Source organism: Pseudomonas guariconensis (assembly GCF_900102675.1).
Classification (GTDB): Bacteria; Pseudomonadota; Gammaproteobacteria; order Pseudomonadales; family Pseudomonadaceae; genus Aquipseudomonas; species Aquipseudomonas guariconensis.
This window is the reverse complement of sequence record NZ_FMYX01000006.1, coordinates 301,759-313,298: the sequence shown is the minus strand read 5'-3', so window position 1 is coordinate 313,298 and position 11,540 is coordinate 301,759. Positions and strand designations below refer to the sequence as shown.

The 11,540-nt window shown below is 61.4% G+C and carries 11 protein-coding genes; 3 read left to right on the top strand and 8 right to left on the bottom strand.

Annotated elements, in window-relative coordinates; genetic code table 11:
- Nucleotides 1–380 precede the first annotated feature (380 nt).
- Nucleotides 381–1,475, bottom strand: coding sequence for an MBL fold metallo-hydrolase (locus BLS27_RS13000; RefSeq protein ID WP_090345095.1), 1,095 nt, complete (start codon nt 1,473–1,475; stop codon nt 381–383).
- Nucleotides 1,476–1,776: 301 nt separating this feature from the next.
- Here BLS27_RS13000 and BLS27_RS12995 point away from each other — a divergent pair, with 301 nt between their 5' ends.
- Nucleotides 1,777–4,359 (top strand): bifunctional diguanylate cyclase/phosphodiesterase, encoded by a 2,583-nt coding sequence (locus BLS27_RS12995; RefSeq protein WP_090345110.1) that lies wholly within the window; start codon nt 1,777–1,779, stop codon nt 4,357–4,359.
- A gap of 9 nt (nt 4,360–4,368) precedes the next feature.
- On the opposite strand, the gene BLS27_RS12990 is transcribed toward BLS27_RS12995, so the two are convergent.
- Nucleotides 4,369–4,689 (bottom strand): DUF2025 family protein, encoded by a 321-nt coding sequence (locus tag BLS27_RS12990; RefSeq protein ID WP_043215770.1) that lies wholly within the window; start codon nt 4,687–4,689, stop codon nt 4,369–4,371.
- Nucleotides 4,690–4,864: 175 nt separating this feature from the next.
- Here BLS27_RS12990 and BLS27_RS12985 point away from each other — a divergent pair, with 175 nt between their 5' ends.
- Nucleotides 4,865–6,079, top strand: coding sequence for a GAF domain-containing sensor histidine kinase (locus BLS27_RS12985; RefSeq protein WP_090345093.1), 1,215 nt, complete (start codon nt 4,865–4,867; stop codon nt 6,077–6,079).
- On the opposite strand, the gene BLS27_RS12980 is transcribed toward BLS27_RS12985, so the two are convergent.
- The gene (locus tag BLS27_RS12980) at nt 6,018–6,935 is read right to left on the bottom strand and encodes a LysR family transcriptional regulator (protein ID WP_090345091.1); all 918 of its coding nucleotides are present in this window, start codon (nt 6,933–6,935) and stop codon (nt 6,018–6,020) included. The genes BLS27_RS12985 and BLS27_RS12980 overlap by 62 nt on opposite strands.
- Before the next feature lie 114 nt (nt 6,936–7,049).
- Between BLS27_RS12980 and BLS27_RS12975 the strand changes: the two genes are divergently transcribed.
- Nucleotides 7,050–7,808 carry an SDR family NAD(P)-dependent oxidoreductase gene (locus BLS27_RS12975; protein ID WP_090345089.1) on the top strand — a complete coding sequence of 253 codons (759 nt, stop codon included), beginning with the start codon at nt 7,050–7,052 and terminating at the stop codon, nt 7,806–7,808.
- 8 nt (nt 7,809–7,816) lie between these two features.
- Here BLS27_RS12975 and BLS27_RS12970 read toward each other — a convergent pair whose 3' ends face one another.
- The 5 genes from BLS27_RS12970 to BLS27_RS23835 all read right to left on the bottom strand — a co-directional run bounded on the left by BLS27_RS12970 (nt 7,817) and on the right by BLS27_RS23835 (nt 11,496).
- Nucleotides 7,817–8,683 carry an efflux RND transporter periplasmic adaptor subunit gene (locus BLS27_RS12970; RefSeq protein ID WP_090345086.1) on the bottom strand — a complete coding sequence of 289 codons (867 nt, stop codon included), beginning with the start codon at nt 8,681–8,683 and terminating at the stop codon, nt 7,817–7,819.
- A 12-nt stretch (nt 8,684–8,695) separates the two neighbouring features.
- Nucleotides 8,696–8,902, bottom strand: a complete 207-nt coding sequence (locus tag BLS27_RS12965; protein WP_043215762.1) for a DUF1656 domain-containing protein — start codon at nt 8,900–8,902, stop codon at nt 8,696–8,698.
- Nucleotides 8,889–10,877 carry an FUSC family protein gene (locus BLS27_RS12960; protein ID WP_090345083.1) on the bottom strand — a complete coding sequence of 663 codons (1,989 nt, stop codon included), beginning with the start codon at nt 10,875–10,877 and terminating at the stop codon, nt 8,889–8,891. Before BLS27_RS12960 ends, BLS27_RS12965 begins: the two co-directional genes overlap by 14 nt.
- Before the next feature lie 209 nt (nt 10,878–11,086).
- Nucleotides 11,087–11,203, bottom strand: a complete 117-nt coding sequence (gene ccoM, locus BLS27_RS24055) for a cytochrome c oxidase subunit CcoM (protein ID WP_043215106.1) — start codon at nt 11,201–11,203, stop codon at nt 11,087–11,089.
- A 134-nt stretch (nt 11,204–11,337) separates the two neighbouring features.
- Nucleotides 11,338–11,496 (bottom strand): hypothetical protein, encoded by a 159-nt coding sequence (locus BLS27_RS23835; RefSeq protein ID WP_090345081.1) that lies wholly within the window; start codon nt 11,494–11,496, stop codon nt 11,338–11,340.
- Between the last annotated feature and the right edge of the window lie 44 nt (nt 11,497–11,540).

Sequence of the window (11,540 nt, the reverse complement as noted above, 5' to 3'; positions counted from 1 at the left end):
CGAATTGCTTGATTCGATTGTTAAAGAGCGATTTGGTTAAGCGCTTTGCTCAACCGAGGCCGCGCATTCTACGCTTTCCTCTAAGTCTGTCAAGCGTTTATTTTGAAGTTTTTTCCGAGAAACCCGTTCAACTTCAACCGCTTAACTCGCTGCGATCTCTCGTAGCGGGAGGCGAATCATACAGCGTTAAAACCTGCTGTCAACTGCCTTTTTCACCGCTGCCGATCAGAAGACCGAAGCCCTTCCGATACTACCTGAAGCGTTCAACTCGTTGATTATCAAGGAGTTTTGCGTTTCGACTGCGTCGGAAGTGGGGCGCATTATAAGGGGATTCGAAACCCCGTCAACAGTTATTTCACAAAAACTTCAAAACAATGTCCTTAGCGTGTCACAACATCTCGTTCGATCATCCTGCCCCGCTCACGAACCGGCCGCGGCTGCCACCAGTTCTGTCCCTCATGCGGGGAATCCAGGCTGACCCGCTCACCCATTTGTGGCGTGGACAAACGCACCTGCGCTTGCGAGGCCAGGGCAACAATGCGCTCGAATGGCTCCTGCCATCCATGGATGGACAAGTCAAAGGTTCCATTATGAATTGGCAGCAACCAGCGCCCGCGCAGGTCAAGGTGGGCCTGTAAGCTCTGCTCCGGCTGCATGTGCACGTTGGGCCAGGCCAGGTTGTAGGCACCGGTTTCAATCAACGTCAGATCGAACGGCCCGTAGCGCTCGCCAATCCGACGGAAGCCGTCGAAATAGCCGGTATCTCCACTGAAGAACAGACGCAACGCTTCATCCATTACCACCCAGGACGCCCACAACCTGCGATTGCTGTCGAACAGGCCACGTCCTGAAAAGTGCTGCGCCGGGGTTGCCGCCAAGCGAATGCCTTCAACCTCGATTTCCTGCCACCAATCCAGCTGACGCACCTTGGCTGCAGGCACCCCCCAACTGATCAAGAGATCTCCCACGCCAAGCGGTGTCAGAAACAACCCGGTACGTGGCGCCAGCTGGCGAATCGTCTGTTCATCGAGGTGATCGAAGTGGTCATGGGAAAGAATCACTGCGGTCAACGGCGGCAGCTCCTCCAGGCTCAGGGGCGGAGCATGGAAACGTAGCGGCCCAGCCCATTGCACGGGCGAGGCGCGCTCGGCGAACACCGGGTCAGTAATAAAGAAGCGTCCGCGCAGCTTGAGCAGTACCGTCGAATGCCCTAGGCGCCAGAGGCTGTGGTCCGGCGCATCAAGCACTTGTTGACGGGTCATCGGCTGCAGGCTGATGGATGCGGTCGGGCGTGTTCCGGGGGGCTTGCGCAGGAACAGGTACTTCAAGCCAATACGCAGTTTTTTCAGAGCGCCGTCCTGAGGCAGGATGGCCTGGTTATGAAAACGCCCATCCCGATGGGGCGCCGCCCCACCAGCGTTAGAGTCAAGGGGCAACATGAGCAGTAGCACTCCGACCAAAAGCAAGGCGTTCATGGTACTCCACAGTGATTGGCTTAACCGTGAAATAGCCTGCGAGGCCATTTTTCATCGATGAATTGATGCTGAACAACATTAATGCGGCTTATGCGATAAACGTGCCCCACACACAACAGTAGCGGGCTGGGCCCCTTACAGCCGACCCCAAGTCTCCCGAACAGTGCAGCCAAGCGCGAAAAACGTGACCAAGTGAATTTCTCCCAGGACGGCGCTGCCACGCGCAAGCTGGCCTATCCTGACTGAACCTGCCCCAGGCCGCCGCGCACCAGGGATGCAGTTCATCAAGGAGCTCTCGCGCATGGACAGGCATGTCGACTCTTCGCCCAGCACCCCTGCTCCGCGCTTGCAGGTTCGTCGCCTGATCATTGGTTTTTCCCTGCTGTTTATACTCGCCGCTCTGGTCACTCTAGGCGCACTGTTTAACATTGCCCGAATTCTCGATCGACAGGAGCAGGAACGCAGCACGTTCCAGGCTACCCAGGCCTTGGAACAACGACTGCAGGCTTCGCGTCAGTTCCTGTCCAGTTATGCGGTGTGGGATGCCGCCTACCAGCACTTGGCCGGCCAGGTCGATTGGCATTGGGCTTACGAAGAGAAGAACATCGGCGATTCACTGTACACCGCCAGTGGTTACGAAGGCGTCTTCGTGGTGGACGACCAGCGCACCACTTATGCCCTGCTCAGAGGAAAGCCGACCGACTCGCCGGCCAGCGCCCTCATCGATGGACCTTTGGCGGCGATTATCACCGAAGCCCGCGCGGCGGCCCCTGCTCGGGAACAGGTGACCCAGTTTGTGTTGCTCGACGGTTCACCGGCCGTGCTCAGCGCCGCCGCCGTACGCCCGGACAAAGACGTCGAGCCAAGCGAGGTGGACGACGCACCGGTGATGCTGTTCGTCGATGAACTGACCGGACCGAAGCTCTCCCAGCTCGGTAAAGGCGCCGGCCTGACCGACCTGCACCTGGAAAAAGACGCGATCGATGCCCGCAGCCATCCTCGCATCACGCTGGGCGACACCGGCTACAGCCTGGCCTGGAGCAGCCCGCAACCGGGCAGGCAATTGCTCTGGGCGGTACTCCCGCCTCTGTCTGGGGCATTGCTGGTACTGGGGCTGGTGATGCTCTACCTGTTTCGCCAGGTGTTGCAGGGCTCGCGTGCCGTCGAGCTGAGCCTGCAACGCCTGCAGCAGAGCAACCAGGCCTTGGAGGCCAGCGAGCAGCGTTTTCGCGCCGTCGCTGAGGCAGCGTCCGATTGGATCTGGGAAACCGATCGCCAACAGCGCCTGACCTACCTGTCCCAACGCTTCGTGCGAGTCACCGGCTACGCCGTCGAAGATTGGCTGGGCCAGCCGCTGAACCAACTACTGTCTTGCGACACCACTCCCCTCTCCTCCTGGCTGGACAGCCAGGCGCAGGCCGACCCGCAGCAGCTGGCCAACCTGCGTTGCGCCTACCGGGATCACAACGGCCAGAACCGTTATTGCCGGATCTCGGCTCGGCCGATCCTGTTCGAGGGCAAGCACAACGGTTTTCGCGGTACCGCCAGCGATATCACCGACGAAGTGGACGCCCATGCGCGTATCCAGCACCTTTCGATGCACGATGCCCTCACCGGCCTTGCCAATCGCAACAAGCTCGCCCGCCACCTGGAACAGGCGCTGCTGCGTGGCAGCGACGCGCCGCCACTGACTTTGCTGTTGTTGGATCTGGACAACTTCAAGCCGATCAACGACGCCCTTGGCCATGCCGCTGGCGATGCCGTGCTGCTGGAAGTCGCCACGCGCCTGCGCGATACCACCCGCGAAGGTGACCTGGTAGCACGCCTGGGCGGAGACGAGTTCGTATTGGTACTCAGTGGACTGGACAATCACAGCGAAGTCGATCGCTTCTGTGCCCGACTGATCGATCTGCTGCAGCAGCCCATCCTATTCGAAGACCAAGCACTGCACATCGGCGCCAGCCTCGGCATCGCCCAGAGCCGCGCCCAAGGCTACGATGCCGGGGAGCTGATACGCTGCGCCGACATCGCCCTTTACCAGGCCAAAGGCGAAGGCAAGCACACTTGGCGTTACTTCGATGCGCAGATGAATCAGCAGATCCAGTATCGCCGCCAATTGGAGAACGACCTTCGCCGCGCCCTGAAACACGAAGAATTCGTGCTTCACTATCAACCCCGGTATCGCCTGCGGGACCTTCAGATCGTTTCGGTCGAAGCGCTCCTGCGCTGGCAGCATCCCCAGGAAGGTCTGCTCGGCCCGGATACCTTCATTCCTCTAGCCGAACAAAGCGATCTCATTGTCGCCCTCGGCCGATGGGTACTGCGCGAGGCCTGCCAAAGCGCCCGAGACTGGCCCCAGGACCTGCTGATTTCGGTCAATCTTTCGCCGGCGCAGTTTTCCCGTAGCAACGTAGTGGCGGATGTACGCGAAATCCTGTTGGACACGGGTTTTCCGGCCCAGCGCCTGGAGCTGGAAATCACCGAAAACGTCATGCTCAACGACATCGAGGGCGCCCTAGGCACCATGCTCGCCCTCAAGGAGCTCGGCGTACGCCTGAACATGGACGATTTCGGCACCGGCTATTCTTCCCTGGGCTACTTGCGGACTTACCCGTTCGACAGCATCAAGATCGACAAGCGATTCATCGCAGGCCTAGGCAACCCGAGCGGCAACGATCGCGCCGTGGTTCAGGCAATCATCAACCTGGGCCGGGCCATGGGCCTGGAGGTGACCGCCGAAGGAGTGGAAACCGAGCAACAGCTCAAGCTGCTGGCCAAGGATCGCTGTGACGAAGTCCAGGGCTACTACCTGAGCCGCCCGCTGGATCGCCAGCATTTCGAGTGTTTGCTCAAGGCGCGCAGCGACCAGCGTGGCGCGCTCTGAGCCTTGCATTCAACGCAACCGGCGCTCGGCGATGATCTCCGGAAGATCCCCACGACGCAGGTAGAGGCGCAGCGGCTCGCCGATATTAAGCCGATCATCCACATGCTGGGCCAACAACAGTGCCAGGCGCTCGCGGCACAGGGCCATGCGGGCGCCTTGCACAGGGCGCCAGACGAATTCGCTGCAGGGTGTGATGCTTTCATCGGCCACATCCATGCCGAAGGCGTCTTCGCTAAAGCGCACGATATGGGTGCCGCGCTTGCCGTGGTAGCCGACGAAGCCGATGAGCTGGTCGGCGGCATTGCAGATATCCAGGGATGTGATGGTCATACGTACCTCGCAATTGATGTCGAAAGGACGCACGCCGGGCGGGAGCGGTCGCCTCTTCTCGGGCGACGCGCACGGCCAGCCTAGCGCAAGTGGCAGACCGTTCGCCAAGTTTTTCCATGCTCCCACCATCGGCCCGCTAGACTGATCTTCCTACCGCCACGGACATCGGACCGTCATGGCCATCGACCTCAGTGCCGACATCGCCATCATTGGCCGCATCAACGCCGTTCCGGCCATCCTGCAAGTGATCTGCGAGACCACAGGCCTGCGTTTTGCTGCCGTAGCACGGGTCACCGAGAACAATTGGGTCGCCTGCGCCGTACTGGACAACCTGGGCATGGGCCTGCGACCTGGTGATGAACTGGACGTGACCACTACCCTGTGCCAGGAAACCCGCAGCAGCCAGCAGACCATCGTGATCGACCAAGCCAGCCTGGACGAGCAGTACTGCCAGCATCACGCACCGCGGATCTACCGCTTCGAAAGCTACATCTCGGTGCCGGTGCTGCGCACCGATGGCAGTTTCTTCGGCACCATCATCGCCTTCGACTCACAGCCCGCACCGCTCAAAGGCAGCGCAATCCAGCCCATGATGGAGTCCTTTGCCCGGCTGCTGGCGATCCAGATAGAAAGCGAACAAAGCGCCCAGCGCACCGAGCGCGCCCTTCAGAAGGAACGGGCCATGGCCGAAGTGCGCGAGCAGTTCATCGCCGTCCTCGGTCATGATCTGCGCAATCCGCTGTTCGCCATCACCGCCGGTGCCGAACTGCTCATCCAGCGCCTGCAGGATGAGCGTAACCGTGTCATCGCACGACACATCCTAACCTCCGGCAAACGTGCCTCGCAGTTGGTGCGTGATGTGCTGGACTTTGCCCGTGGTCGCCTCGGTGCCGGCATCACACTTAACGTGCAGCCCTGCCACGATCTGCATGGCGCGCTCAGCCACGTCGCCTCGGAATTGCAGCGTGTCCATCCGCAGCGCCAGATGGTGCTGAACATCGGCGATCTGGGCGGACTGTATTGCGACCGGGAACGAGTGATGCAGCTACTTTCCAATCTGATTGCCAATGCCCTGACCCACGGCGCCCCCGATGGGCCGGTGACCATCACCGCCGCCGTACGTGACGGCACTTTCGTGCTCAGCGTGCACAACTTGGGCGAGCCGATCCCGGCGCATACCCTGGCGCAATTGTTCCAGCCGTTTTCCCGGCCGCTCTCCAACAGGCCGCAACAAGGGCTGGGCCTTGGGCTGTACATCGCCAACCAGATTGCTCTGGCCCACGGTGGGCGTATGGACGTCGTGTCCAATCCGCAGACGGGGACGCTGTTCAGTTTTCGTCTGCCTGTGGATCGACCTGGGACGCCAGCACCTGGGCCAGCCAGTTCATGAACACCTGGACTCGGCGCGGTACATGCCGCTGCCGGGCGTACAACAACGACACCGGCATGGCTTGGGCCTGAAACCCTTCCAGCACACAGACCAGCGCACCACTACGCAGATGATTGGCGACGCCCACAGCGGGCACCTGGATCAGCCCCAGGCCTGCCAGACAGGCCGCCGAGTAGGCCTCGGCGTTGTTCACGGTCACGGCACCTGTCATGGCCTGGACATGCACTTGTCCGTTGCGCTCGTATTCGAACCCTGGGCTGCGCGCGCCCAGGGTGCCGACGTAATGAACCAGGCGATGCTCAGCCAGATCCTCCAGGCTGCGCGGCTCACCGTAACGCGCCAGGTACCCTGGGCTTACGCAGTTGCGCATGCTCAATTGGCCAACCGGTCGCGCCACCACGTCCAGGTCGTTCAGCACACCAATTCGCAGCACACAGTCGAAGCCTTCGCGCAGTAGATCAACCCGCCGGTCGGTGCAACTGATCTCCACCTCCAGACGCGGGTAGCGATCCAGGAACCCAGGCAGCGCCGGAATGATCACTTGCCTGGCCATCATGGTCGGCAAATCGATGCGCAAACGCCCCGTCAGATCAACATCGTCAGCACGAAACAGCCCCTCGATTTCTTCCATGCTCGACAGCAGATTCTTGCTGCGCTCATACAACAGCATGCCGTCCTGAGTGGCCTGCACACGTCGGGTGGTGCGGTTGAACAGCCGGGTGCCCAGCAGATGCTCTAGCGCCCGAATCTGCTCAGACACTGTTGATCGCGGCAACCCCAGGCTGTCGCCGGCCAGGGTGAAACTGGACAGTTCACTGACCCTGACGAAAGTGCGGAGCAGCTCCAGCTTGTTCATTGAAACGTCGCTCATTGTCCAAAATATTCGAACAGTATTTCCATAAATACCGGATTTATCACCCCTGTGCAGACCAATAGTCTGTTACCCACAGCCATCAACGAGGTAACCGACATGACCCGCAAACTCGCTTTGATCACCGGCGCCAGCCGAGGCCTGGGCAAGAACGCCGCAGAACACTTGGCCGCGCGAGGCATCGACATCATCGGCACCTTCCACAGCAAGGCCGACGAAGCCCAAGCGCTCGCACGCCGCCTGGAACTGGCCGGAGTGAAAGCCGCCATGCTGCAATTGGATGTGAGTGACAACGCCAATTTCGCGACCTTCGCCGAGCGTGTAGGCCAGACCCTGCGACAGCACTTTGGCCGGGAGCGTTTCGACTATCTTGTAAACAATGCCGGCATCGGGCTGAACGTGCCGTTCACCGAGACCAGCGAGGCCCAGTTCGACCAGTTGCTCAACATCCAGCTCAAAGGGCCGTACTTCCTGACCCAGCGCCTGTTGCCGCTGATGGTCGATGGCGGGAGCATCGTCAATATCTCCACCGGCCTGACCCGCTTCGCCCTGCCTGGCTATGCCGCCTACGCGGCCATGAAAGGTGCGATGGAGGTGCTGACCCGCTACCAGGCCAAGGAGCTAGGAGCCCGGGGCATTCGTGTGAACATCCTGGCCCCTGGGGCGATCGAGACAGACTTCGGCGGTGGCGTGGTTCGCGACAACCAGCAGGTCAATGACTTCATTGCCGGTAACACAGCCCTGGGCCGGGTCGGTCTGCCCGATGACATCGGCGCGGCAATCGCCCTGCTGCTCGAAGACGGCAACGGCTGGATTACCGGCCAACGGCTGGAAGTATCCGGCGGCATGTTCCTCTAAGCCGGCGCTCAGCGCTGCGCCTGCTCATGAACCTGCACGCTGGCCGTCATGCCCGCGCTCAGGTTCATGCCCTCCGGGATCTGGTCAAGACGAATGCGCACCGGGATCCGTTGGGCCAGGCGCACCCAGTTGAAGGTCGGCTCGACCTCCGGCAGCAACTGGCTGTCGGGATTGCTGTTGCTGTCGGTGATGCCGCGGCTGATGCTTTCCACGTGCCCATCGATCGACTCACCTGCGCCCATCAACCAGACTTTGACCGGGTCGCCCACGCGAATGCGCGACAGCTTGGTCTCCTCGAAATAGGCCTGGATATAAAAAGTCGAGTCGTCCACCAAGGCCATCACCGATTGCCCGGTGTTGACGTAGTTGCCCTGGGCCAGACGCAGGTTGGTGATGTGCCCGCTGCGCGGCGCACGCACTTCGCTGCGGTCCAGGTTTATCTTGGCCACCTGCAGCTGTGCCTGGGCTTCGTGCAGTTCACCACGGGCGATCGCCGCGTTGATCTGGGCGTTCTCGCGCAGCTCAGCGCTGATGGCCTCTGGGCCGAGCGCAGTGCGCCGGGCCGCCTCGCGCTCACGCAGGCGCAATTGCTGGGCACGGGTTTCGGCCACAGCGCTGGCTTGGTCGTAGGCGGCCTGGAAGCGCTCGCGGTCGATGTTCATTAGCACATCGCCGGCCTTGACCTGCTGATTATCATGGACCTTCAGCTCGCGTACCCATCCGGAGACGTCCGGGGCGATGACCACCACGTCCGCGCGGACCCGTGCGTCCCGCGTCCAGGGGGTGAGCATGTAGTACTGCCAGAGCTGGTAACCGGCGAACACCGCCAGCGCCACCACACACAGGGTGACCAGGGTACGTACGGCTGTACGCATGGACTTCACTCCTTACAAAGGCCCTAGCAGGTGCACCACCAGGGACAGAACACAAACGAACAATGCGGCATCGAACAATGCTTCGTGCCAGATCCAGCGCCCCAAAGGCGTGGCCTGCACCACCAGACGCAGCAATCCGGTAAGCGCCAGGGCCATCAGCACATAGACCAGAAACGGGCTGAGCAATACGCCGCCCAGCGCCCACTCACGCAAGCCCATGGATTTCCTCCTGCCGGCGGCACCAGTTGCCCCAGCTTCTTTGCAGTTGCAGCACCGCGCCAATTGCCAGGTGTAGCGGGTCGCTTGGCGGCTGGCGACGCAGGGCCTCGATGAATTGCTCGCTGGCCGCGTCCAGGCGCTGACCACGGCCCGGCGCCGGGCCGCTGGCGAGCACTGCTTCCAACTGTTGCAAGTAATGACGCTCGGCTGCAGCCAACGGCGCCTGAGCGACGGCAAGGCACATGCGCAGATGCACCAGCTCATCGCCGATATCCAGGCCGTGCAACCCATCGTCCCAACGCTTGCGCTCAGCCTCCGGCAGCTCGCTGGCGTGTCGCGCCAGCTGCATCAGACGGTCGGCCATGCGCCCGCCGAACCAGCTATCGGCTCCCCGCAGGTCACGGCGGGTCAGGCGCACCAGATCGCCCTGAGTCGCCTTGCGCAGACGCCGACCGAGCCAGGCCGGATGACGCAGCACCAGCAGCCGAAACGCCAACACCGCCGCCCCCACACCGATCAACATGGCCTGGGCGCTGTTGAGCATGGCAGCCACATCGAAATGCATGGTGTTCAGTGGCGCCACCAGCACGATGAAATGCAGGCAATAAGAGGTCGCCGTGGCGCCTGTGCGCGGGTGCGCCATGCCCAAAGCACCGAAGAACAGCGGCACGCCCATCCCGAGGCATAGCATCGCGAAGCTGCTCCACTGTGGCAGGAGGATCTGTCCCACCAGAAACGCCACTGGGATTGCCAGGAGAATCCCGCGCAGGAAACTCAGCCCGATCTGCGCACCGTTCTCACGGCTGGCGAACAAACTGCAGACCACACAAGTGAGCACCAATCCACCCGGTGCCGCCGGCCATGCAGTGGCCAGCCAGAAACTGCTCATGGCCAGGAACGCCAAGGCGCTGCGCGACCCAAACAACAGCGCCAACGGCAAATCCCGGTGAGCGGCCAGGCTCTGGGACACTTCTTTGGGAGCCCTGCCCTGCTCCACGTCCTGCAAAGCCTGGGTCGCAGCCATGGCAAAATCCAGCAACAGAGTCAGGCGCGCCAGGCAGTAATGCTCGGCAGAGCTGATCTGCCCGTCATGGGCTGCATCCCAGAGGCGCTGGCGCAACAGCAGCAGGTTCGCGGGTTCAGGCGCGATCAACTGTGCGCGAACCTCTTCCAGCCATGGCGCCAGCCGACCGGCCTCGGTCTCGTCAAGCTGGCTCCATTGGCGCCGCACCGATCGCGAAATACGCAGCAGCATCATCAATTTCTGGCTCAATCCACGAATGGCCCGGGCGCGCTGACGGCCGCGGTGTCCTTCGAACCAGGCGTGTTCGCGCTGGGCATCGATGGCAACGATTCGTCCCAGAATTTCCAACAGCCCCTTACGCGCTTCGTCTTCGCCACCGAGCATGGCGCTGCATGCCTGCAGGCCGTTCTGCCAGGCCTGGCGTGCCTGGCCTGCGAGCTGCTGTTCGACCCGCAGCGGCCAGAGCAAGGCGCTGGTGGCGGTGGCGCAGACGATCCCCAGGCAGATCTCCGTGCAGCGTGCCACCGCTTGGTCGAACACTTGCAGCGGATGGTTGATCGCCGGCAAGGCGATGATCGCAACGGTATAGCCGGCCAGCACGAAGGCGTAAGCCCAGGCGCTACGTAATTGGGTGGACGCCGCCGTACACAGCGCCAGCCACAACGCCAAAGTGAGCAGGAACAACCACGGTGTCTGGGCGAACAGCCCCATGAACACCACCGACATGAACGTGCCTACCAAGGTCCCAGCCAACCGGGCCAGGCCCTTCTGCACCACCATGCCAGACAGCGGCTGGGCCACGATGAAAGCCGTCATCAACGCCCAGGAAGGTTGCTCCAGGCCCCAACGCATGGCCAGCCACAGCGCCAGCCCCCCACCGAGCAAGGTCTTGATGGCGAACTTGACAGCGAGGGGGGTGGGAGCAAAAAGGGCCGTGAGGGTGATGGGCACGGAATCGGGCCTTGCGCAGCGGTAATGGATGAAAGATAGACAACGGCGCAAGGATAAAGCGGAATCGTTTGATTAGCTAGCTAAGCATCATTCTGGATCCACTCCCGCTCCATCTGCATCAGCAGTTACGCGGATAGCGAAAACACAGGCAAAAAAATGGGCGACCGAAGTCGCCCTAAATGCCTTGCGTGCTCGTGAATCGGGAAGGATCAGCGCGACTTGCGCTTGCTCGAGTCCTTCCAGATGAAAATGCCCAGACCGGCGAAGAACACCAACATCAACCCGACCGTTACCACACCGGCGATAACCACGTTGTCGAAGAACATGTCGGCCTCCCGTTCGTTTGCCGTTGTCCGATGGATGCAAGGTAACGAATGCGGGAGTGGAAAAAATTGACGGGCGTCAATGGTGCCCGGGGGCGGGCACGCGAGGCGTGTACAGATTTGACATGCGTCAAATTTCAGCGTTTTTTCGGCTTGCCCTTGGGCTTCTTCTTGGATTTGCCCAACGGCATGGCCTGTTCGAAGGCCTGGCGCACTTCGTTCAGGCGCTTTTCCTTGAGGTCATGGATGCGCTTGCTGCGCTCGGCATCGAAATCGATCAGGTTGTCTTGGCTCATGGCAGGCTCGACTGACAGCAGAGGCTTGCATGATGAAGCCTGAC

What these genes read in the sequence shown, in the direction of transcription:
- BLS27_RS13000 (WP_090345095.1), bottom strand. Translation starts at nt 1,475, where the DNA reads ATGAACGCCTTGCTTTTGGTCGGAGTGCTACTGCTCATGTTGCCCCTT.
- BLS27_RS12975 (WP_090345089.1), top strand. Translation starts at nt 7,050, where the DNA reads ATGACCCGCAAACTCGCTTTGATCACCGGCGCCAGCCGAGGCCTGGGC.
- BLS27_RS23835 (WP_090345081.1), bottom strand. Translation starts at nt 11,496, where the DNA reads ATGAGCCAAGACAACCTGATCGATTTCGATGCCGAGCGCAGCAAGCGC.
- BLS27_RS12985 (WP_090345093.1), top strand. Translation starts at nt 4,865, where the DNA reads ATGGCCATCGACCTCAGTGCCGACATCGCCATCATTGGCCGCATCAAC.
- BLS27_RS12980 (WP_090345091.1), bottom strand. Translation starts at nt 6,935, where the DNA reads ATGAACAAGCTGGAGCTGCTCCGCACTTTCGTCAGGGTCAGTGAACTG.
- BLS27_RS12970 (WP_090345086.1), bottom strand. Translation starts at nt 8,683, where the DNA reads ATGCGTACAGCCGTACGTACCCTGGTCACCCTGTGTGTGGTGGCGCTG.
- BLS27_RS12990 (WP_043215770.1), bottom strand. Translation starts at nt 4,689, where the DNA reads ATGACCATCACATCCCTGGATATCTGCAATGCCGCCGACCAGCTCATC.
- ccoM (WP_043215106.1), bottom strand. Translation starts at nt 11,203, where the DNA reads ATGTTCTTCGACAACGTGGTTATCGCCGGTGTGGTAACGGTCGGGTTG.
- BLS27_RS12995 (WP_090345110.1), top strand. Translation starts at nt 1,777, where the DNA reads ATGGACAGGCATGTCGACTCTTCGCCCAGCACCCCTGCTCCGCGCTTG.
- BLS27_RS12965 (WP_043215762.1), bottom strand. Translation starts at nt 8,902, where the DNA reads ATGGGCTTGCGTGAGTGGGCGCTGGGCGGCGTATTGCTCAGCCCGTTT.